Annotated in this window: 20 protein-coding genes; 8 read left to right on the forward strand and 12 right to left on the reverse strand. The window is 35.2% G+C overall.

All coding sequences use genetic code 11. The annotated features are described in order from the left end of the window. Positions 1-5 precede the first annotated feature (5 nt). Both V4538_03465 and V4538_03470 read left to right on the forward strand, forming a co-directional pair. Entirely contained in the window at positions 6-3,809 is a 3,804-nt protein-coding gene (locus tag V4538_03465; protein ID MES2380072.1) for a T9SS type A sorting domain-containing protein, read from the forward strand. Positions 3,810-3,886: 77 nt separating this feature from the next. Then, positions 3,887-4,438 carry a hypothetical protein gene (locus V4538_03470; protein MES2380073.1) on the forward strand — a complete coding sequence of 184 codons (552 nt, stop codon included), beginning with the start codon at positions 3,887-3,889 and terminating at the stop codon, positions 4,436-4,438. Between the two features lie 7 nt (positions 4,439-4,445). Here the strand turns inward: V4538_03470 and V4538_03475 are convergent, their stop codons facing one another. The 4 genes from V4538_03475 to V4538_03490 form a co-directional block, all read right to left on the reverse strand. After that, entirely contained in the window at positions 4,446-4,868 is a 423-nt protein-coding gene (locus tag V4538_03475) for a YiiD C-terminal domain-containing protein (protein MES2380074.1), read from the reverse strand. Positions 4,869-4,964: 96 nt separating this feature from the next. Beyond that, on the reverse strand, positions 4,965-5,774 hold the full coding sequence (locus tag V4538_03480) for a class I SAM-dependent methyltransferase (protein MES2380075.1): 810 nt from the start codon (positions 5,772-5,774) through the stop codon (positions 4,965-4,967). Between the two features lie 29 nt (positions 5,775-5,803). Beyond that, entirely contained in the window at positions 5,804-6,166 is a 363-nt protein-coding gene (gene rbfA, locus V4538_03485) for a 30S ribosome-binding factor RbfA (GenBank protein ID MES2380076.1), read from the reverse strand. Between the two features lie 107 nt (positions 6,167-6,273). Beyond that, positions 6,274-6,924 carry an O-methyltransferase gene (locus tag V4538_03490; GenBank protein MES2380077.1) on the reverse strand — a complete coding sequence of 217 codons (651 nt, stop codon included), beginning with the start codon at positions 6,922-6,924 and terminating at the stop codon, positions 6,274-6,276. A gap of 97 nt (positions 6,925-7,021) precedes the next feature. On the opposite strand from V4538_03490, the gene V4538_03495 reads away from it, so the two are divergent. Next, on the forward strand, positions 7,022-7,708 hold the full coding sequence (locus tag V4538_03495; protein MES2380078.1) for an MgtC/SapB family protein: 687 nt from the start codon (positions 7,022-7,024) through the stop codon (positions 7,706-7,708). 81 nt (positions 7,709-7,789) lie between these two features. Here the strand turns inward: V4538_03495 and fumC are convergent, their stop codons facing one another. The 5 genes from fumC to fabG all read right to left on the reverse strand — a co-directional run bounded on the left by fumC (position 7,790) and on the right by fabG (position 14,132). Continuing rightward, positions 7,790-9,184 (reverse strand): class II fumarate hydratase, encoded by a 1,395-nt coding sequence (gene fumC / locus V4538_03500; GenBank protein MES2380079.1) that lies wholly within the window; start codon positions 9,182-9,184, stop codon positions 7,790-7,792. A 118-nt stretch (positions 9,185-9,302) separates the two neighbouring features. Further along, entirely contained in the window at positions 9,303-10,517 is a 1,215-nt protein-coding gene (locus V4538_03505; protein ID MES2380080.1) for a phosphoglycerate kinase, read from the reverse strand. A gap of 117 nt (positions 10,518-10,634) precedes the next feature. Further along, positions 10,635-11,264, reverse strand: coding sequence for a hypothetical protein (locus V4538_03510; GenBank protein ID MES2380081.1), 630 nt, complete (start codon positions 11,262-11,264; stop codon positions 10,635-10,637). Between the two features lie 13 nt (positions 11,265-11,277). Next, positions 11,278-13,353: a hypothetical protein gene (locus V4538_03515; protein ID MES2380082.1), complete on the reverse strand. Its 2,076-nt coding sequence runs from the start codon at positions 13,351-13,353 to the stop codon at positions 11,278-11,280. 29 nt (positions 13,354-13,382) lie between these two features. Further along, complete coding sequence (gene fabG / locus V4538_03520; GenBank protein ID MES2380083.1) at positions 13,383-14,132, reverse strand: 3-oxoacyl-[acyl-carrier-protein] reductase; 750 nt, start codon at positions 14,130-14,132, stop codon at positions 13,383-13,385. Between the two features lie 658 nt (positions 14,133-14,790). Between fabG and prfA the strand changes: the two genes are divergently transcribed. From prfA to V4538_03535, 3 genes are all read left to right on the forward strand, one after another. Next, a complete protein-coding gene (gene prfA / locus V4538_03525) occupies positions 14,791-15,861 on the forward strand; it encodes a peptide chain release factor 1 (protein ID MES2380084.1) in 1,071 nt (356 codons plus the stop codon). A gap of 94 nt (positions 15,862-15,955) precedes the next feature. Further along, positions 15,956-17,440: a hypothetical protein gene (locus tag V4538_03530; GenBank protein MES2380085.1), complete on the forward strand. Its 1,485-nt coding sequence runs from the start codon at positions 15,956-15,958 to the stop codon at positions 17,438-17,440. An 11-nt stretch (positions 17,441-17,451) separates the two neighbouring features. Continuing rightward, positions 17,452-18,024, forward strand: a complete 573-nt coding sequence (locus V4538_03535) for a phosphoribosylglycinamide formyltransferase (protein MES2380086.1) — start codon at positions 17,452-17,454, stop codon at positions 18,022-18,024. A gap of 7 nt (positions 18,025-18,031) precedes the next feature. Here the strand turns inward: V4538_03535 and V4538_03540 are convergent, their stop codons facing one another. Continuing rightward, positions 18,032-19,354, reverse strand: a complete 1,323-nt coding sequence (locus V4538_03540) for a polysaccharide deacetylase family protein (protein MES2380087.1) — start codon at positions 19,352-19,354, stop codon at positions 18,032-18,034. A 74-nt stretch (positions 19,355-19,428) separates the two neighbouring features. Here V4538_03540 and V4538_03545 point away from each other — a divergent pair, with 74 nt between their 5' ends. Both V4538_03545 and V4538_03550 read left to right on the forward strand, forming a co-directional pair. Then, complete coding sequence (locus V4538_03545) at positions 19,429-19,998, forward strand: DUF6642 family protein (GenBank protein MES2380088.1); 570 nt, start codon at positions 19,429-19,431, stop codon at positions 19,996-19,998. A 16-nt stretch (positions 19,999-20,014) separates the two neighbouring features. Next, positions 20,015-20,800 (forward strand): hypothetical protein, encoded by a 786-nt coding sequence (locus V4538_03550; GenBank protein ID MES2380089.1) that lies wholly within the window; start codon positions 20,015-20,017, stop codon positions 20,798-20,800. A 1-nt stretch (position 20,801) separates the two neighbouring features. Here the strand turns inward: V4538_03550 and V4538_03555 are convergent, their stop codons facing one another. After that, the gene (locus V4538_03555; protein ID MES2380090.1) at positions 20,802-21,116 is read right to left on the reverse strand and encodes a (2Fe-2S) ferredoxin domain-containing protein; all 315 of its coding nucleotides are present in this window, start codon (positions 21,114-21,116) and stop codon (positions 20,802-20,804) included. A 53-nt stretch (positions 21,117-21,169) separates the two neighbouring features. Further along, positions 21,170-21,496 carry a nucleotide pyrophosphohydrolase gene (locus V4538_03560; GenBank protein MES2380091.1) on the reverse strand — a complete coding sequence of 109 codons (327 nt, stop codon included), beginning with the start codon at positions 21,494-21,496 and terminating at the stop codon, positions 21,170-21,172. Positions 21,497-21,639 lie beyond the last annotated feature (143 nt).

The raw sequence follows: 21,639 nt of genomic DNA on the forward strand, positions 1-21,639 counted from the left end.
TAATTATGAGAAAAAATTACATGCTTTTATCAGGTGTAAAATATTTACATGCTTTGTTTCTTTTTGCTTTATTGCTTACCTGCACCGTACGATCAGTTGCTCAGTATAACACCTTTGCAATTCCGGCTATTGCCAACGGAAATTCAAACAACGGACGCGGCCCTATTACTTCATCATTATTCCACAGGAGCAATGCTATTTACAAAGCTGCTGAGTTAACGCCTTATCTTTCTTCCGGTGATACCATAGGCAAAGTAGGTTGGAGCATTCTTACCGCAGGAGGAAGCGTTACAGGAAACATGAAAATATATTTGGTAAATACTACCGATGTAACTTATAACAGAAGCACAACTTGGGCTACCTTGCTTACCACACCAACTGCCACGACATTGGTATATAACGGGTCTATGACTATTCCTGCTTCGGCCACGGTTTATTCAGTAACACTAAGCACTCCATTTGTTTATACAGGTGCAGGTATATATGTTGCTTACGAGTGGACTCCTTCTACCACTTCTACAGGTGCCCTTTATAACTGCAATACAGATATTACAGGCGGGCAGTGGAATGCACAGGGTGCTTCATTACCTGCCACACTTAATTTGAACAGCAATTTTCGTGCACAGGTAATATTAGGTGTTGTTCCTAAAAAGATTGATGCTTCGGTTGATGAATTGTACAGTTTGGGTAAACTACCTATTCCTTATGCCAACCCGCATATAGTAAGAACAAGAATAACCAATAAAGGAAAAGACACCTTGTTTACTTGGCCAATTACTTTAAACATTACAGGTGCCAATACATTTACCACCACCAGTTATATAGATACACTTTTACCTGGAGGTAACTCCAAATACGTTGACTTTGCAGGTTTTAGTCCTGCCAATACAGGTAATAATATACTTACTGTAAGCGTGCCCACCGATAGTGTGAGCAGCAATAATTCAAAAACATTTAACCAAACCGTTAACCTCAATTCTTATAACTATGCCGACCCTACTTTACCTTCATTAGGAGGCGCAGGTTTTAATGGAGGCACAGGCGATTTTGTAGCTAAATTTAAATATACAGGCACTAACAAAATAAACCAGATAGGAGTGAACTTTTTTGGAGGCGGTCAGTCAGTAAAAATTGGTATATGGGATACTTCAGCTACAGGAACCCCTGGAATCTTGTTGTGGCAGTCGGCAAGTTTTACTTCAGTAACAGGTTTAAATACCATTCCGGTTAATCCTAAGCTGGCTATTTCAGGAAGCTTTTATGTAGGTGTTATACAGTTTAATGCCACCAATGCCAATTTCGGATTTCAGAATGAAAACCCCATTCGCGATAAAACCTTTTACTATACTTCACCCACAGGTAGTAGTACATGGAGCGATTTTAGTGTAACAAACAGTCCATACCGCTTTATGATAGAGCCACGTTTGGAGCTTGCAAACGACCTGAGTGTAACACAGCTTTTATCACCTTTAACAGGATGTCTTGATACTGTGAGTAACCAACCAATTTCATTAAGGGTAATGAATGTAGGTTTACTGGCACAGAATTTTGCAAGCAATAACTTAAGTGTGCGGGTAAGTGTAACAAACCCGTTAAATGTTACTAGCACTTTACCTGCTACTGTAATCAGTACCGGAACACTTGCTTCAGGCGATTCAATAACTGTTAACCCTGTAACCAATTATAACATGAACACTCCCGGTACTTATACCTTTAAGTTATGGGCCGGTACTACTACTGAAGTAAATACAAACGATACACTCACTGTAACCATCAATGTAAAACCTTTACCTCCGGTAGTTACTTCAACTGTAACTTATTGCCAGAATGCAACAGCAACAGCACTTACCGCAACAGGAGTTAACACCTTGTTATGGTTTACGAGTTCTTCAGGTGGAGCGGGTAGTAATACTGCGCCAACACCCGTTACCACATCAGCGGGCACTACACTTTATTATGTAGCTGATAGCAATGCTATAACAGGTTGTATCAGTGCAAGAGCATTGATTACTGTTAACGTTACCGCACCTGTTGCAAACAACAGTATTACTTCATTGCCACAAATTATTTGTTCAGGCTCATCACCAACAACCATAACAGCTTCAACACCAACAGGAGGTAGTGGCACTACTTATACCTATTCATGGTTAAGTTCAACAACAAGTGCTACTACCGGATTTGCCGTAGCATCAGGAACAGTAAATACACAAAACTATTCACCGGCAGCATTAACGCAAGCCATGTGGTTTAGAAGAAAAGTAATATCAGGTGCCTGTGCTGCTGATACTTCTGCAGCCATTAAAGTAGACATTAATTTAAATTCAACGTGGAATGGCTCTATGAGTACTGACTGGGCTGACCCTGATAATTGGTCAAATGGTGTTGTGCCTTGTAACAATAGCAATGTAACCATTCCCGCACTTTCATTTAATTATCCAATTATAAGTGTACCTGTAACAGTAAATAAATTAAATATAAATAGTGGTGCAAGCCTTACTTTACTTGGAGCAAACGCACAATTAAATTTATTGGATTCGTTTATCAATAATGGACTTTTTACCAGTGCTAATGGTACTAAGATAAATTTCAATGGAAGCTCACAACAAATAATACCCGCAGGTAATTATGCCAAGTTGCAAATAAACAATACTGCGGGAGCTATATTAGGTGGGTCAGTTACGTTAAGCGATTCATTATTGTTGACCAATGGTATACTTTATTTAGATGCTAATAATTTAACATTGGGTACAAACTCTTATGCGGGTGCTGGAAGTGCAAACAGCTTTATTAAAACCAATGGTTTTGGTTCAGTTATAGTTAACGGGGTAGGTGGTACAGGTAAAACAGGCAATGTAATTATACCCATAGGAAATGCTACATTCAATCCTGTTAAATTGCTTAATGCAGGAACAACCGATAACTTTACTTTACGTTTATTTGATAGTGTAACAGCTAACTATTCAGGCTCGTCATCGGTTGGTAATAAGTTACCTGGTAATGTAGTAGACCGAACGTGGATTATAAACGAAGGAACAGCGGGAGGAAGCAATGCAACCGTAACTTTGCAGTGGAATACAATAGATGAGTTGCCGGGTTTTACTCGTTTTGCCTGCTTTGTATCTCGTTACAACGGAACTTTTTGGGTGGGTAATCCTCCTTCAGCAGCAATAGGTTCAAATCCTTATACGCAAACCCTTTCAGGTATTACCGCATTCTCTCCATTCAGTATTGCTAACCTTGCTTTTCCTGTTGAGTTAATTAGCTTTAAAGGAGAAGAAAATGGCAACAAAGTATTACTTACTTGGGCAACAGCCAGTGAAATAAACAACGATCATTTTACAGTAGAGCGGTCATTTGATAATGTAAACTTTACAGCCATTGGTACTGTTAAGGGAGCAGGCACCAGTAGTCGTATAAACACCTATAATTTTACCGATATAGATGCTATTGCATTAGCCCAACCAACTTTGTATTACAGGTTAAAACAAGTAGATATGGATGGCACATTTACTTACTCAACTATTGTTGTTATCAATTTGAATAAAGGCAATCATACATTAGAAACCATTACACCAAATCCTTTTGACAATGCACTTAAAATTACATTCAACGGCAATAAAACAGTTACCCATGTGCAGGTGAAAATTACTGATATAAACGGACGCATTGTGTCAGAACGTACTGTATCTTCACCGGTAGATATACAATTTATTAACCTTGATAATTTAGCTAACTTAACTACAGGTATGTATAATGTGCTTGTAGTTACCAATGGAGAAACCAATATTTATAAAGTAGTAAAAAATTAAAATCAAACAGTAATACAAGTAAGCAGACTACTCCAAAACCAGTTTGGAGTAGTCTGCTTTTTTAACAAATAACACTGATGTCCATAGTTTATAATAAATTCAAATCATACGAGATTAACCCAAATACTGAAATACTTATTTTAGGTACTTTCAGCCACAATGTGAAAGATGGTGCAGATTTCTTTTTTGGAAAACCCCGTAATTATTTATGGCATTTACTGCCTGTTTGCTGGGGTTTACCAAGTTTAAAAGAAGCTCCTTTAAGCCAGAAACAATCGTTTATGAAAACCCATAAAGTTGATTTTGCCGATATTATTGAGAGTCTGGAAGTACCCGAAGGAGAAGAAAATAATTTAGATGATGTTTTTATAGATCAACATGCTCATGAGTGGAAAGACATAATTTCATTAATCAATCAATTAAGTCATTTAAAAGCCGTGTATTTTACACGAAAAACATTTGTGGGCATAACCAATGCAAAAGCACAAATAGTGCAAATAGCCAATCATTGCAAAGAGAAAAATATACGTTTCTGTAAGTTGGAAACACCTGCTAAATATTTTGATAACATTAAGCAACAACAATGGATAGATACCATTGTAACCCAAAAAACCTGTATGAGAATATAATAAGTGTTTATTGCTCCAATACGCTTACAAACCATTCAAAATGGCCGTCAAAAACAAGCGTGTTATGGGTGTCAAATAACTCAACGTGCAGTGTAAATGAAACACGTTTTTTAGTGGCTAGTTGTGTGCTGATATCAGCTACATTTATATCAACCAGATTAGCTTTGGAGTAAATAGCGCCTGTAGCCGGTTTTTTATATTTAACAGTTACTTTTCTAACAACAGGTATTAAATTGTTTCCATAAGCAGGAAAATGAATTAACAGGAACTGCCCGCTGGTGGCTTCGGCTAAAGCAAATAATGCTGCAGCATGCACCGTGTTTAAGTGGTTGGTGTAAGCTTGGTTGGCTGATAGTTTCAGTAAGTAATCTTCCTTGTCTGACAGTTCAAGATTAATCAGTTTGTTAAAAGGCAGTTCAGTTATTTGCATATTATTTACATAAAAATGTTCGCTCAATGTATTGATAAAAGCGCATAAAAAAAGCATACTTAAAAGGTATGCTTTTTCATATAGTAATAAGTGATTTTATTTCCAAGCTTTTACAATTAAACCGGTACCCGTTTTGTGGGTACTATTGGTATCAAGGTAATTTAAAATAAAGCTGATAGGAAAAGTAATAATATAATAAAAAGGTAATATAATAAAGAATGCTTTACTGGTATTTAACATAGACATTGGGTATTTCATACTTAGTTTCCATGCTATTTTACCGGGAGCTCCGTAGCTGTATAATATTTCAATTTTATCTTTACTGAAACCTGCTTTCATTAATTTTTCTTCCATTTCAGCTACCGGGTATCCATCGCGTACATGCTCGCCTATAAAGCTTTCGCCTGTTTCTTCGTGTACATCACTTCCGCCTTGGTCGCTAGGGGTTGAAATTAATAACATAGCGCCCGGTTTCATGGCTTGGTAGTAATTGGTAAATACATCAACATCTTCTAAAATATGTTCCATTACATCTACACATAAAACCAAATCATATTTATTGGTAGCAAAAGGTTTGGTTAAATCAGCAAACTGAAATTTAGCATTGGTTAAACCTACTTTACCAAAAAATTCATTGCAATCAGCAATTTGTTTTTCCATTACATCCAATGAATCTATGGTGTATTGGTTTTTATGTTTAGCTAAAAAATAACTGTACTGACCAAAGCCCGAGCCCGCATCACAAATCAATGCTTTCGGGTTTTTATTAATCCATGTTTTTAATTCACGGTGTATATGCCAACTGCGCAACAAAAGTAAATCGAGCAAGCTGTAAAAGAATTTACGTAAAATGGTATACTTATTAAATACTATGCCTAAATCTTTCTTTATTGGATCGTAATTCATTATTTTTTATACTGTTGAGATTGCTATTATTATTTTCCTTTTTTGTCGTCTTCGTCTTTTACCTTTTTCAATATATTTTCCATATGGAAAACATAATCCAAACTTTCATCAATGAAAAAACTCAATTCAGGTACAATACGAGCCTGATTTTTTATTTTGGCTGCAAGGCGTTTGCGAATTTCTTTATTGTTAAGGTTAATTAAGTCGAGTAACTCTGTTTTATTGGTAGTATTTAAAAAGCTAAGATATACTTTAGCATAGCCCAAGTCAGGCGACATTTCCACTCGGCTAATTGTAATAAAAGCGTTGTTAAAAGAACCTGCTTCTTTTAAAAATATATCAGCCAAATACTGTTGTATAATGCCTGCAAATTTTTCCTGACGAATACCCATAACTTTATAAAGGTTGCGAATATAAGCACCCAATTGTAAAATAGCTATTTATAGCTTGTTTTAAAGATAAAATGATGAAAATGAATAAAGTTGGAGGGCGTGTCGGTTTATTTTTTACGAACCAGCATAAGCCCGTCCCTTAAAGGCAATAATATATTCTCCACCCGGGTGTCGTTGGTAATATGCTGGTTTAAGTCGTGTAAAATTTTGGTGTCACGATCTTTTTCTATGTGGTTTGCATCCAAAACCTTTCCGCTCCAAAGCACATTGTCAATTAATATAAAAGCACCCGAAGGAATTATATTTAATACCAATTCGTAATATTTAGGGTAATTAGGTTTGTCAGCATCAATAAAAACCAAATCAAATGCATGGTTTAAGGTGCGTATAATCTGGTAAGCATCGCCAATAATATGTTGTATTTTTCCTTTGTTGCCCGATTTTTCTATATAATCATTAACTAAATCCTCATGCTCCGGATTCACATCAATGGTAACGAGTTTACCATTTTCCTGTAAGCCTTCGGCCAGACAAATAGCCGAATAACCGGTATAAGTACCTATTTCTAAAATATATTTCGGTTTTAGTAAATGACTAATCATGCTTAGCAAACGACCTTGAAAATGTCCGCTTAACATACGAGGCTGTAATATATTGGCATGTGTATGCCTGTTAAGCTGCTGTAAAACGCTGCTTTCATCTGAAGTAGCATCATCGCAGTATTGCTGTAAGTTATCAGGAATTAAATTAAAACTCATGGGGCAAAAATAAGTTAAAAGCCTTGGCTTCATTAAAATTATTTGTACGGAAATGTTTAATCAATAAAAAAATAAACAGATTTTGTAATATTACCACATGGTAACAATTACTCAATTTGAACTTCGCTTGCTGCTGGCTTTGTTGCTGGGAGCAGCTATTGGTTTAGAGCGTCAGTGGCGTCATAAAATGGCTGGTGTTAAAACCAATGCTTTGGTATCATTGGGTTCCGCATTATTTATTTTGTTAGGAGCTAAAATAATGGATAGCTCAAGCGAGGCACGCATAGCTGCCCAAATAATAACAGGTATTGGTTTTTTAGGTGCCGGTGCTATAATGAAAGAAGGTTTTAGCGTATCTGGTTTAAACACGGCAGCTACTATTTGGTGTAGCGGGGCAGTAGGTTGTTTAGCAGGTTTAGGTTTTTGGTACGAGGCAGGTATAGGTACTTTGTTTGTAATCTTATCACATTTGGTATTACGTCCGGTTGAAGCCAGAATAGAGAAAAGAAGTCAGGGCAACCAAAGTGGTGGTCGTCATAGATTACTTATTAAATGCAGCTTGGCAGTAAAAGATGTAGTAAGGGTTAACTTGTTTAAGATTATTGAAAAGACAAACAATTTAAAAGTAAACTCTTACAATGTAGAGTTTATAAACAATGAAAATGTAGTGATAGATATAACTTTAAAAGTATTGGATAAAGCAGATGAAGACATTAATGAAATAGACGAAATGCTGCATAGTATAAATGATATGCAACTGGTAAGGTGGGATACGTTAGAGTAATTATTTAGTTTAAAAGTAAGCAATAAAAAAACGCCACCTTTCAAAAGAAAGGTGGCGTTTTTGTTTTATAAAAATAGATGATTATAAATTACCAACCATGTTTTCAGGTTTAACCCATGCGGTAAATTCTTCGCTGGTTAAGTAACCTAATTCTACCGCTGCTTCGCGTAAAGTTTTGTTTTCTTTATGTGCTTTCTTAGCAATTTTAGCTGCTTTTTCGTAACCAATATGTGGGTTTAAAGCAGTAACCAACATCAATGAGTTTTCTAAATGACGTTGAATAATATCATTATTAGCTTCAATACCTATAGCACATTTGTCGTTGAATGATACACAAGCATCGCCAATTAAACGGGCACTTTGTAATACGTTAGCTGCCATTACAGGTTTAAATACATTCAATTCAAAATGTCCGTTCATGCCACCCACAGTAACTGCTACATCGTTACCAATTACCTGTGCGCAAACCATAGTCATAGCTTCAGGCTGAGTTGGGTTTACTTTACCCGGCATAATAGATGAACCTGGTTCGTTATCAGGAATAATAATTTCGCCAATACCGCTTCTTGGTCCTGATGATAACATACGAATATCGTTGGCAATTTTCATTAACGAAACTGCTGTACGTTTTAAGGCGCCACTTAATTCAACCATGGCATCGTGAGCTGCTAATGCTTCAAATTTGTTTGGAGCAGTTACAAAAGGAAAGCCGGTAAAGTCAGCAATTTTTTTAGCTACCAATACATCGTAACCTTTAGGAGCATTTAATCCAGTTCCCACAGCGGTACCACCTAAAGCCAATTCTAAAATCATAGTTAATGCACTATTGATACATCTGATAGAGTTATCAATTTGTTGTACATAACCGCTGAATTCCTGACCTAAGGTTAATGGAGTAGCATCCATAAAATGGGTTCTACCTGTTTTAACTATGTTTTTAAAATCCTTTGCTTTTTTATCTAAAGTATTGCGCAATAAAGTTAAACCAGGTAAAGTAATTTCAACTGTTTGTTTGTATGCAGCAATATGCATGGCAGTTGGGAATGTATCGTTACTCGATTGCGATTTATTTACATCATCGTTTGGATGTAATACTTTGTTTTCGTCTAATAAATTTCCACCATTGATAACGTGTGCACGGTTAGCAATTACCTCGTTCGAGTTCATATTGCTTTGGGTACCGCTACCGGTTTGCCAAATTACCAACGGGAACTCCCCATCGTGCATACCAGTTAAGATTTCATCACATACTTTGCTAATCAAATCGCGTTTTTCAGCAGGCAATACACCCAAATCAGTATTGGCATGTGCAGCAGCTTTTTTTAAGTAAGCAAATGCATGTATAATTTCCCTTGGCATACTAGCTTCAGGTCCTATTTTAAAGTTATTGCGGCTACGTTCAGTTTGTGCTCCCCAATATTTTTCGGCAGGTACTTGTACCTCGCCCATGGTATCGTGTTCTATTCTGTATGTCATATTTTTGCTTCTAGCCTCTGGCTGCTGGCAGCTAGCCTTTGGTTATTTTTATACTTTTAATTTTTATGTTTCTTAATTTCCTTGCCAGGAGCCAGCAGCTAGCTGCCAGAGGCAATTATTAATTATTTATAGCTGCAATGCCCGGTAATTCTTTTCCTTCAAAGTACTCTAACAAAGCACCGCCACCCGTACTCACATAACTTACTTGGTCTTCAAAGCCAAATTTAGCTACCGCAGCAGCGCTATCGCCACCGCCAATTAAACTAAATGCACCATTTTTAGTAGCTTCTACTACCGCAATGGCTACAGTTTTAGTTCCATTTTCAAAATTGCTCATTTCAAAAACACCCATTGGGCCATTCCATAAAACTGTTTTCGAGTTTTTAATTACATCGGCAAAAGTTTGGCTTGCTTCCGTTCCAATATCTAATCCCATCCAACCGGCTTCAATTTTATGGTTACTGCAATTTTTAAAGTTGGCATCGTTACCAAATTTATCAGCTACCACAGAGTCGGCAGGTAATAATAATTTTACCCCTTTTGCCTCTGCTTTTTTCAATAGGTCTAAGCAAAGTTCCAATCTGTCATCTTCGCAAAGCGATGAACCAATTTCATAACCTTGCGCCTTTAAAAAAGTATAAGCCATTCCACCCCCAATAATGATATTGTCAACGCTATTGATTAAGTTTTCAATGATTAATAATTTGTCAGAAACCTTAGCACCACCTGTAATGGCAGTAAACGGACGTTCTGCATTTTTCATCACTTTCTCTGCATTGGCTACTTCGTTTGCCATTACATAACCAAAGCATTTATCGTTAGGGAAAAATTGTGCAATAACAGCAGTACTGGCATGTGCACGGTGTGCAGTTCCAAATGCATCGTTTACATATACATTGCCTAGTTTGCTTAATTTCTCCGCAAAGGCTACATCGCCTTTTTCTTCTTCTTTATAAAAACGTAAGTTTTCTAATAATAAAATTTCACCTGCTTTTAAGTTTGCTGCTTTGTCAATGGCTTCCTGTCCAATACAATCGTTGGCAAACTGAACCTCAACACCAAATAATTTTGAAGCAGTAGCTAATGCATGTTTCAACGAGTGTTTTTCAAAATCAACACTGCCATCGTCTTTTAATTTTTTTAGCGGACGACCTAAATGGCTCATCAAAATACAAGAACCACCATCAGCCAATATTTTTTTAATAGTAGGCACTGTTGCACGTATGCGCGCATCGTCCGTAACGGCAAGCGTTTGTTTGTCTAAAGGCACATTAAAATCAACGCGTATAAGCGCTTTTTTACCATTAAAATTAATTGAATCGACTGTTTTCATGTATTTTATAATTTTGCGTTGCGAAAATAAGATTTATACAAAATAAAACTAACGACTAAAATCAGTAAATGAGATTTTATTAAGAGGAAGTAAAAGGACAGGGAATAAATGCTCTTGTTATTCGGTCTTTTTATTTTTTATGCGCACGTAAATATCGAAAACAACCAATGCGATGATAGCATAAAAGCAAAACCAATAGCCCCATAAATTTTCACCAAACAAAGTTATAGGTACAGCATTATATAGGGCGACAATAGAGAGTAGTTCGGTAAAAATAATAGTATTAAGAGCCTTTTTGTCTATAAATTTAATAACGAAACTGATAAGTAATAATAATAAGCACAGGAAAGTACAGACAAATGCGAAGTAAGGTAAACTATCAATAATTGTCCCAACACCAGTTGAAATATCTTCAGTAGGGTTTAAAAATGGTTTTAAGAGGGGAATCTGTTCAGCTACTTGTACTGAAATTCTCTTTTCTTTTTCTGTTGTAGTATTATTAGATTTTGAAACAATGTTACTGTCAATAATGATGGAGTCTATTTCCTCTGAAGCAACAGGTTCATTTTTTTGTAATGCAATGGAATCTTGAATGGCGGTAATTTTAGCAATAGAGTCAGCCAGTCTTTTGTTTTCTGCTTTTACTTTTTCTTCTGCACTGGGCCCACAACCATTTTGAAAAAAAGGTAAAAAGAAAGTAGTAAAAACTATTACGTGAATTAGTTTTGAATAGCCCTCGTGTTTCATTGTACTGTTAAAATTAAATTACACCATTCCATTTTCTTATCAGCCACTCCAAAGAGAGCATAACAAGAATAAGAAAAAACAACCATTTATCGTTAATGAGTTCGTCTAATTTTGTGGTTTTGTAAATAACAGATTGAATGTTTTCATTCAATTTTATTTGCTTGGCAATATTGGTTAATGTATTGTAATCAAAAGCTTCGCCATGCGTTTCGTTGGCAATGGTATTCAGCAATTGGTAATTGGCCCTTGTTTGCGCAAGTTCTGTTTGTAATGCCTGTACAATAAAATTTCCGCTCTTACCGCTTTTTTGCGTAGAGGCTGTTGCTACATAGCTATAAGAACCAATTGGCAATTGCCCTAAATTAGCGGTATAAGCTTTTTCAGTTTTGCTGAAAGTATAGTTAAACACTTTGCCTTGTGCATTTTTTACGGTTAAGTTAATGTCATCTCCATTTTGCAGCTCATAGCTTTGGTTATACATTTCTGCATCAAAAATAATGGCATCTCCTTCATCAAATTTTTGTTTAATGGGCTTCACTTTAAACAAACTCTTATCGGCTTTTACACCAATACTTTGGATGATTTTAGAAATTAAATCATTGGTTATTTGTTGCTGGTTGTTTTTTTCAAAATCAAACAAACGCCATTTCCAGAAACCTTCACCCATTAAAAAAGCAAGGTTATTGCTGTTGTCAATACATAACAAAGGAGCATCAGTAGTAACATAACCAATTTGTTGTTTAAATACAGTCTGAGTTTGGTTGCTCAAAGTGTAGTTACCGTAAACAACTTGCAAAGGAGGTAAGTCATTTATTTGTTTGCTTGTGTTATCATCAAAGTAAATAGCAGTATTGTTACTATTATAACTGGCTATAGCATTAGCCGAATTACCCGGATTGCCACCTACCTTTATACTGTTTTGTAATTGGTTAAGTAATTGAAGACTACTTTTGTTACTCAATACAAATAAGCAAGGAAACTTACGTTCAATAATTTGTTTTGCAAATGCCATAGCCTCATTACGCCAACCGGGTAATTGATGGGCAATAATGATATCGCATTGATTAAAAATATCATTGGTAATTTGGTTATGCAATAATATATAAGCCTGGTAATTTTGGTTTTGGTTAATGGCTTGCTTCAATGCCGTTAAATCAGGATGAGGAGCTAAACCAACTATCACTATTTTTTGCTTGGCTTTTATTACATCTACAAAAAAATCGTATCGGTTATTGGCATAGCTTATCTCGTTTTTCTGCTGAGTAATATTTACCGTAAAATGTTGCGACCCTTCTTTATTGGCAAGCAGTTTAGCCTTTATTGTTTTAAAGAATACATTATTATCAATAGCAAAATTCTGACTGAACAAACGTTGTCCATTGCTACTGATTTCAATAAGACTGTTCTTTTTATTTAACTCAAATGCCGAAACATCAATTTCTACTTCAAATTCATTACCTGCAAATACAATTTGGTTGTAGCGAACCGTTTTAATCAATGCATCGCATTGTTGGTTACTATCGCCTAGGGCAATGGTATAAAAAGGAACTTTTAAATTAGTAGCTGCCTCAAGCGGATTATTGCCTTTGTTATAAATACCATCGCTGGCCAATACAACAGCACCCAAATTTTTGTTGCTATACGTATTTTCAATTTCAGCAACTACCTGCTCCATATTGCTTTGCTTTTGGGTAAAGCTTAAATCCAAGTCAGGTTTTGTTTCATTGCCAAACGTGTAATACTTTATTTCATAGTCAGCATTTAACTCAGCACCCAGTGCATTTAATTTGCTTTGTAGATTTGCTTTATAAGCCGCACCAAACTGGTTGGTAATAATAGATTGACTATTGTCGGCAGCTATAATAATGACAGGTTTTTTTACTGTTTTATTATTCGATTTAATTAGAATACCTAAAAGCAAAAAGCTGATTAAGAAAATACTGGAAAAACGCAATGCATGTAAAGCCCATCTCACATATTTATTGCCAATGTTTAATGGGTTTTTATAATATAAAAACCACGATAAACCAGCAGCAATAATTGCGCATACAGGTAAGTACCAAAGCGATAATTCAGTAGTTAAATTCAATTTTTTTATGCTTAATAATCAGTAATTAATTACATTACCATACCACCACAAACATTAATAGTTTGTCCGGTAATATAAGCTGATAAGTCGCTTGATAAGAAAGCAACGCAATTGGCTACATCCTCCGTTGAACCACCACGTTTTAAAGGAATACTTTTAACCCATTCGGCTTTTACTTCAGGGGTTAAAGCATCAGTCATCTCCGTTTCTATAAAACCGGGAGCAATGGCATTGCAACGAATATTACGGCTACCTAATTCTTTGGCTATCGATTTTGTAAAACCAAACATACCAGCTTTTGAAGCAGCATAATTGGCTTGACCGGCATTTCCGGTAATACCAACTATAGAAGATATATTGATGATAGAACCTTGTTTGGCTTTCATCATATATTTAGTAGCGGCTTTAGTCATATTAAATGCCGATTTTAAATTGGTATCCAATACTTCATCCCATTGCGCTTCACTCATACGCATCAACAAAGTATCGCGAGTAATACCAGCATTATTTATTAGTATATCAATAGCACCAAATTCTTTTATAACTTCATCAACCAAAGTTTCACTGGCAGCAAAATCAGCAGCATTACTTTGGTATCCTTTAGCTTTTATACCACTTATTTGATTTAATTCTGCTTCAAAAGCCATTGCCTTTTCAACTGAGCTGGCATAAGTAAAAGCAATGTTAGCACCCAGTTTAGCTAAATGCATGGCTATACCTTTTCCAATTCCACGACTTGCTCCAGTAATAAGTGCTGTTTTGTTTGATAGTGTAATCATTTCTATAACGTAATTTTAATTGGGCAAATATATAAGCTTGCTATTATTTAGTGGTATTTAATTTCAAAAGGTAAAAAAGTAGCCATGTTTTAAAATAAATATATCATAATCAGTAAATTAATAAAATTTAAGGAAGCACATAGGGGTTGGTGTTAAGTACTTTGTCATACCTATAATAAGTAAAAGATTATTTATATTTTATAGCCAATGCCTTGTAATAATAATAGTATAATAGAGTAATGTACTATTTATAGTTTAAGAGCATAGTTGTTTAAAATGAAATTTATTTATTTGTTAGTTTGTTTTAAAGGTGATCCGGTAGGGTCACCTTTTGTTTTTAGTTATGGTTGTAAAAATTAAAATAATTAAAAATTATTTTCTTCCTTTTCTATCAGTAAATCAAACCAGTAAATTAATAGTCATTAAAATTTGACACACTTAAATTAATACACGTGCAACTATACTATGGGTATAGTAGTCTAAGGGAGTAACAGTAAATTTGTTTAGTAAGTATAAATTTATTTGTTAGTTTGTTTGAAAAGTGGCCTTCGGGCCACTTTTGTTTTAAACACCCCACCATATTTTAATTTAAAACGCTCATTAGGTTTTAAAGCTCACTGCAATTATCTTTGCGCCTCAAATTGTAAAGCTTAACAGCATGTTAGATAAATTAGAAGCTATTTTTCAACGATATAAAAATGTAGAAGAAATGATTAGTCAGCCGGATATTTTGGCCGATATGAAAAGATTCACGCATTTAAATAGAGAATATAAAGGTCTTACTGCAATTATTGATAAATACCATGAGTATAAAAACTTAAAGGCCAATATTGATAATGCAAAAGACATTTTAAAAACAGAAAAAGATGCTGATATGCGCGAAATGGCCAAAGCTGAATTAGACGAGTTAGAGCCAAGAGTGCAACCAATAGAAGAAGAAATCAGGATTTTATTGATTCCTAAAGAGCCGGAAGATGCTAAAAATGCCACTGTAGAAATAAGAGGAGGAACAGGTGGAGATGAGGCTTCATTATTTGCCGGAGAATTATTCAGAATGTATTCGCGCTATTGCGAAAACCGTGGTTGGAGAACAGAAGTACTTGATTTTACCGAAGGCTCAGCGGGTGGTTATAAAGAGATAGTAATGGAGGTAAGTGGGGAAGATGTATATGGTATTTTAAAATACGAAAGCGGTGTACACCGTGTACAACGTGTGCCCGATACAGAAACACAGGGTAGAGTGCACACATCAGCCGCTTCGGTAGTTGTATTGCCAGAAGCAGAAGATGTGGATGTTGATTTAAATCCGGCCGATATTGATATGCAAACGTCACGCTCTGGTGGTGCTGGAGGACAAAATGTAAACAAGATTGAATCGAAAGTAATGTTAACACACAGACCAAGTGGTATAGTAGTGGTTTGCCAGGTGGAGCGTACACAAAAAGGAAACCGTGAAAGAGCCATGCAAATGTTAAGAACCAAACTATACGAAATGGAACTTAAAAAACATTTGGATGGTATTGCCAGTAAACGTAAAACCATGGTTTCTACTGGAGACAGATCAGCAAAAATAAGAACATACAATTATCCGCAAACAAGGGTAACGGACCATAGAATAGGTTATACCAAATACAACTTACCCGATGTGTTAAACGGAGAGATACAAGATTTTATTGACCAGTTACAAATTGCTGAAAATGCTGAAAAGCTAAAAGATGGAATGAGCTAAACCAAAAGCTGGTTTATGGAATAGTTAAATTTAACAAAATACCATTTCAATTGCTTGTATTTATGTATGTTTGATGCCCAATTTTAAGATACAAATGAATTGTTTTAAATACATATTATTTCTATTATTAATAGTAACCGCTTACGCTTGTAAAAAAGGGTACGAAGGAAGTTTTAATAACAATCCTTTGCCTGAAACATACATGGCAGTAAGTAAAATAGAACGCAGTGGCGAAAACAGGTTAACTACCCGCGTAGATGCATATTGGTGGGGAACCTCACAAAATGGATATGTAGTTGGTTACGAAGTATCTATTGACAGCATGCATACCTGGACTTATACAACCAGTTTAGATAGCAATATTTTATTGGTTATTCCTTTTGGCAGCGATACAGCCGATTTGGATATTTATGTAAGAGCTATTGATAATTTAGGACAAAAAGATTTAACACCCGCTTCTTTATTATATCCGGTTAAAAATACAGCCCCGGTAACTGTTACTTCAGGTATTCCCGGTAAAAAACCTATTAAATCGTTTCCGGCAGTCAGGTTTTTTTGGACAGCTACCGATGCTGACGGTTCGCAGGATATAAACGGTTTTGAAGTTTATTTGAACGATACCAATAATGTTCCTTATTTACTGGCATCTAATGTAAACGATATTTCCATAGTGGCTGATACAACATTTTCAAACGAATGTTTTGTGTATACAGGAACTAGAACCAAGGCACAGGATGCAAAAATAACAGGCATAAAATACGATGTATGGAATTACTTTTATGTAAGAGCCATTGATAAAGCAGGTTCAAAATCAGTATTTGCCAAAGACTCAATCATTATAAAAAAACCAAAATCGAAAGTACTGTTTGTAAATGCATATTTAGCTTCCCGTAATTTACCTTTTAATTTTATAGCTTCTCGTATTACTTCATTTGCACCGGTAATTGATACCTTGTTGTTGAACGATTACAGCACAGCATACAGATCACTAACCGAACAGTCGTGTGATGAATTAACTCAAGGCAGGGTGTTTAACTTTTTTAACAGGATTATATGGATTAGCGATGAAGGTGCTACTGCAAATACTTTAGCATTGGCACAACAATCAACCGATGCTTTTTTTAACAATGGAGGAACCATGTTTATGATGTGTAACTTCGGTTCCGATTTTGGAAGTACCTCTCCTTATTTTGGTTTTACACCTATTCAGCAACTCATTAATACAACTGATGGTTCTGTTTTAAGGATGAATGTCGATGCACTCATGACAGCCAAAGACATTACATGGCCTGTATTAAAAGCAAGTGCTATTATATCCAATGCGCGTCCGTTTATTTCGCCTTTAACAGCAAGTGGAACCAACACTTACGATACCATGTATAGTGCACAGTTAATTACACAAGGTTCAAGTGGGGTAAACCCATGGACAGGCCAGTCTAATATAATGTCGAAACGCATTTCATTAAAAACCAATAAGCCCGTTTTATTATTTTTAAGTCTTCCTATCCATTTACTTAATGGCAATGGCAATGCGAATTTGTTTTTAGAAAGAGTATTAAGAACCGAACTGGAATTTTAAAATTATAGCTCTTGAAAAACATCATCCTATTTGCATCAGGTAGCGGTAGTAATGCAGAAAATATAGCTGCTTACTTTGCTGACAATAACAATGTAAATGTAAAAGCGGTTTATACCAATAATGCCAATGCAGGAGTAATAGAGCGTATGAAAAAATTTAACATTCCCTGTTACGTTTTTTCCAGAGCCAATTTTCAAGACGAGCAATATTTTTTATCATTACTTCAAGAACAACAAGCAGACTTAATAGTATTGGCAGGTTTTTTATGGCTAATACCAAGTTATTTAGTAAAGGCTTATCCCAATGCTATTATCAATATACATCCGGCATTGTTACCAAAATTTGGTGGTAAAGGCATGTATGGTATGCATGTGCACGAAGCAGTGAAAAATGCGGGCGAAACAGAAACGGGTATTACCATTCATTATGTTACCGAAGCCTACGATGAAGGCGAACCTATTTTCCAAGCTAAAGCTTCATTAAGCGATAATGATACACCTGATAGCATTGCACACAAAATACATGAACTAGAAATGGCTAACTTTCCGAAAGTGATTGAAGGTTTATTACAAAAAATGAGCTAATGCTTTATTAAGCACTAACCATTTTTAACCAAACGCTTTTCCATCCGGCCCATCCTTCCGTATCTATCAGGTTAGAGTTGTGCCAAATGCTCATAAAAATACCATTTACACTTTTTACCTGTTCCTGTAAATCGTTTATTTTTTCCTGTGCTTGTGCGGGGTTTAACTGTAAATAATTCTTCAATGTTACATCCATTATACAAGGCGAAAATACTTGTAAGGAAGTGGCTGTGTTTTCTGTTAAGTTAAAGAAATGAAAAGGTTTGCACGTACTTGCCCTAAAACCAATATGGGTAGAATAAGCCATTGAGTAATCGTTATGCAAACCTGCATTAAGTAAATAAGTATACGATTTAGGTAAGCGAAATTTTAAAAAGTGAAAACGATTTTGCTCAATGGGTTTATGGGTAATATCCTCTAAAATTTGTTTTTCGGCTGTAATACTATTGGCTCCTAAACCTCCGTAATAAGAAGGGTGCAAACCAATATTGTATTTTGAATTGATGGTGAGAATAAGCTTTTCATAAATAGTACTGGTTGGCAATAAATTTTTATCGTAAGCACTATTTTTTATTGCTACCAAAAAGAAAAAAATAGTTTCAAAATTATATTGGGTAATGCTATCATATATCAATTGATAGGTATCATAAGCATCAGGCTTATCTTTCGAAAACTGGGTTTTCAATTCAGCAAAATCAAAACGCAATAAATTGCCCAAAGCCTTTTTGTAAAACTGGGTAGTTGATAAACCCTTGTATTTATAGGCAAAGTCAATATCAAAAGTATGAATGGCTTTATAGGTATTGTTTTGGAATTGAATATGATTAAAATAATGGTTAATGGTTTTGCCTAACTCGTTAGCCCAGTAATCAACCAAAGGTATTTGCAAAAAGTTGTTCTGGTAAGCCAGGCTATGTTCCGCTTTAAAGCGGTTATGTATATCAAAAGTTTCTAAAATATATTCTTCATAGCGGCTCAGCAAATAGAAGCTGGCAGCAAAAATGTCGAAAGGAATAATTTGTTTGGGAGCATCTATAAATTTGGAGGCATCAAGGTTAATATCAAAAAAAGTATATTGGTAATGGTCGCTTTGTTTTACCTGTATAGTCTGTTTTTTTATGTTTTCTTCGTATAATAAAATAGCTGCCGGTATATTTAAACAATCCTCCATCAGCGTATCCGAATAGTTTATTTTAGACATCTGCGAGTGCTTAAAATAATCAATATTGTCAGTAAGCGCATACTTAATGGATAGCCTCTTGTGCAATATCTCGTCTAAAATATAATTTAATCGTGGCGATTGATGATCAGCTACAAAAATTAAAATCATGATGCAATATATTACATTTAGGTAGCATTAATAGTTTACCCGTGTACCCAATTTTGCTATATCTTTGTCAGTAAATGAAAAAGGCGCAGGCATACGACAAAGATATATTTTGTTTAGAGGGGGATTGGAATACCAATTTACTGAAGCAAAATAGTGTAAAAGCGGCACTTGATTTTTTAAAGGAAAACAGAAATATAGATTATATACACAGGCATTGCGGTACACGTGAAAACTTAGCGTATTACTTACAACAATGGAAACTAAAGCGCTATGCAAAATACAGTATAGGTTATTTGGCCTTTCATGGTAAACCGGGTAGTATTTTAATTGGCAAGGATTTGGTTAGTTTAGATGAATTAGCCGAAATGATGGGTGATAGCTGTAAAAATAAAATTATACATTTTGGCTCATGCCACGTGTTAAATACGGACAAACGATTGGTGAAAAAGTTTTTGCGTAAAACAAATGCCCTATGTGTATGCGGTTTCAAAAAGGAAATAAAGTTTATTGAAGGCTCCGCATTTGATATATTACTGCTTGATTTGTTTCAGGAGTTTTTAGATGTAAGTAGGGTCGAAGCCTATATAAGAACCTATTATAAAACATTTGCCCAAAAACTCGATTTTACATTGATTCATTTATAGTAACAGGGTAACAATTATGGTATTGAAACGTATAAGAGCCATTCCGTTTTTAGAATATGTACCTATGCGTTTAACTATTACTTTACTATTATTCTTATCCATTTTCCATGCCACTGCGCAGGTTAAAGAGCTTAAAACACTAAAAGGCTTTGTAAAGAATGGTGAGCTACAAACGCTATCGTTTACCATTATATATAACAACAATACCAAACAAACGTATTCAGCCAACGAGTTTGGAGCATTTGTTATCCAAGCCGCTATTGGCGATAGTTTAATTGTTTCACGCTTGGCTTATAAAACCGATACTGTAGTTGTTTCGGCTGCGGTTTTTTATGAAACAATCAACTTTGTAATTGCTTTAAGACGCCAGGATGTGCAACTCAAAGACGTGAATGTAAGACGCAGGCATAAAAACGATTCCTTGGCTCAAGCCATGGCCGAAATAATGAAACGAGATACTTTGTTAAACAATAACAGGCGCAAAGAAAATTATAGGGAAATGGCTAAGCCCAAGTTCATTTCACAAAATGGAATTGGCGTAGAAGGCTTAATTTACAAAACCTGGTATAAGTACTCCACAGAAGGTAAAAACAATGAAAAATTATTGAGTATCATAAACCTTTACAACCAGTTCGTTCAGTTGGATGATAAGTTAAGTATTGAGTATATTATGAAAGTAACTGGCGTAAACGAGAAAAAGGCTGAATACATAAAAAAGTATTGTGCCAAAACCAAATTGCTTAAAAAGGACTACAACGATTATGATATAATAGTAGCCTTAAAAGAATGTGCTTTAGAGTAAACTAATTTTGTTCAAAAGTAAGTTCTAAATCACTTACAATTTTGTTTTGCATGACGTGCATTTTTACAATTTCTTCTACACGATCAACCGATACATTTTTATAATAAGTACCCTCCGGATAAATAACCAAAGCAGGTCCATTTTTACATTCATCCAAGCAGCCCGCACGTTGCGCTCTTACACGGCCTTGTAATCCTTGTTCTTTTAGTACTTCTCTGAATTTTTGTACTATTTCCATACCGCGTTCTTCTCCACAGCAAGCTTTGCCTTCCCCTTTTTGGTTAGCGCATATAAATATATGTTTTTCGTATTTCATTCTGGTTTATTGTTCTTTTTAGTTAGCCAATTGTTTTCATTAACAGCCGGTAGCTATTTTAGTTTTTCGTTTTCTAAATGGCGGGTAGCATCACGATTGGTTTTTTTAGCCATGTTTTTTTCAAAAGCAGCTGTTAAATCAACACCCGTTTGATTGGCTAAGCAAATTAAAACCCATAATACATCAGCCATTTCATCGGCCATGTCACTATTTTTATCACTTTCTTTAAAACTTTGCTCTCCGTATTTACGTGCCATTATACGGGCTAGCTCACCTACTTCTTCCATTAAAATGGCCGTATTGGTTAATTCATTAAAGTACCTCACGCCAACGGTTTTTATCCATTCATCTACCTGTTTTTGAGCTTCGCTTATTTGCATATTGGTTTTTGGGCAAATATATATTTTAGGCACAACTAGAAAACGTTTAATTTATCACAAACAACATAATTAACAATGGTTTTGCATAGCTGATGAAGCCAAAGGTGGTAAACTTTATTTTGTTGTTTAGTAATATTTTATTT

The organism is Bacteroidota bacterium (genome assembly GCA_040388375.1).
Taxonomy (GTDB): Bacteria; Bacteroidota; Bacteroidia; order UKL13-3; family UKL13-3; genus JAAFJM01.

What these genes read in the sequence shown, in the direction of transcription:
- V4538_03530 (MES2380085.1), top strand. Translation starts at nt 15,956, where the DNA reads ATGAATTGTTTTAAATACATATTATTTCTATTATTAATAGTAACCGCT.
- fabG (MES2380083.1), bottom strand. Translation starts at nt 14,132, where the DNA reads ATGATTACACTATCAAACAAAACAGCACTTATTACTGGAGCAAGTCGT.
- V4538_03545 (MES2380088.1), top strand. Translation starts at nt 19,429, where the DNA reads ATGAAAAAGGCGCAGGCATACGACAAAGATATATTTTGTTTAGAGGGG.
- V4538_03490 (MES2380077.1), bottom strand. Translation starts at nt 6,924, where the DNA reads ATGAGTTTTAATTTAATTCCTGATAACTTACAGCAATACTGCGATGAT.
- rbfA (MES2380076.1), bottom strand. Translation starts at nt 6,166, where the DNA reads ATGGGTATTCGTCAGGAAAAATTTGCAGGCATTATACAACAGTATTTG.
- V4538_03505 (MES2380080.1), bottom strand. Translation starts at nt 10,517, where the DNA reads ATGAAAACAGTCGATTCAATTAATTTTAATGGTAAAAAAGCGCTTATA.
- V4538_03465 (MES2380072.1), top strand. Translation starts at nt 6, where the DNA reads ATGAGAAAAAATTACATGCTTTTATCAGGTGTAAAATATTTACATGCT.
- V4538_03495 (MES2380078.1), top strand. Translation starts at nt 7,022, where the DNA reads ATGGTAACAATTACTCAATTTGAACTTCGCTTGCTGCTGGCTTTGTTG.
- V4538_03470 (MES2380073.1), top strand. Translation starts at nt 3,887, where the DNA reads ATGTCCATAGTTTATAATAAATTCAAATCATACGAGATTAACCCAAAT.
- V4538_03510 (MES2380081.1), bottom strand. Translation starts at nt 11,264, where the DNA reads ATGAAACACGAGGGCTATTCAAAACTAATTCACGTAATAGTTTTTACT.
- V4538_03560 (MES2380091.1), bottom strand. Translation starts at nt 21,496, where the DNA reads ATGCAAATAAGCGAAGCTCAAAAACAGGTAGATGAATGGATAAAAACC.
- V4538_03480 (MES2380075.1), bottom strand. Translation starts at nt 5,774, where the DNA reads ATGAATTACGATCCAATAAAGAAAGATTTAGGCATAGTATTTAATAAG.
- fumC (MES2380079.1), bottom strand. Translation starts at nt 9,184, where the DNA reads ATGACATACAGAATAGAACACGATACCATGGGCGAGGTACAAGTACCT.
- prfA (MES2380084.1), top strand. Translation starts at nt 14,791, where the DNA reads ATGTTAGATAAATTAGAAGCTATTTTTCAACGATATAAAAATGTAGAA.
- V4538_03555 (MES2380090.1), bottom strand. Translation starts at nt 21,116, where the DNA reads ATGAAATACGAAAAACATATATTTATATGCGCTAACCAAAAAGGGGAA.
- V4538_03475 (MES2380074.1), bottom strand. Translation starts at nt 4,868, where the DNA reads ATGCAAATAACTGAACTGCCTTTTAACAAACTGATTAATCTTGAACTG.
- V4538_03540 (MES2380087.1), bottom strand. Translation starts at nt 19,354, where the DNA reads ATGATTTTAATTTTTGTAGCTGATCATCAATCGCCACGATTAAATTAT.
- V4538_03550 (MES2380089.1), top strand. Translation starts at nt 20,015, where the DNA reads ATGGTATTGAAACGTATAAGAGCCATTCCGTTTTTAGAATATGTACCT.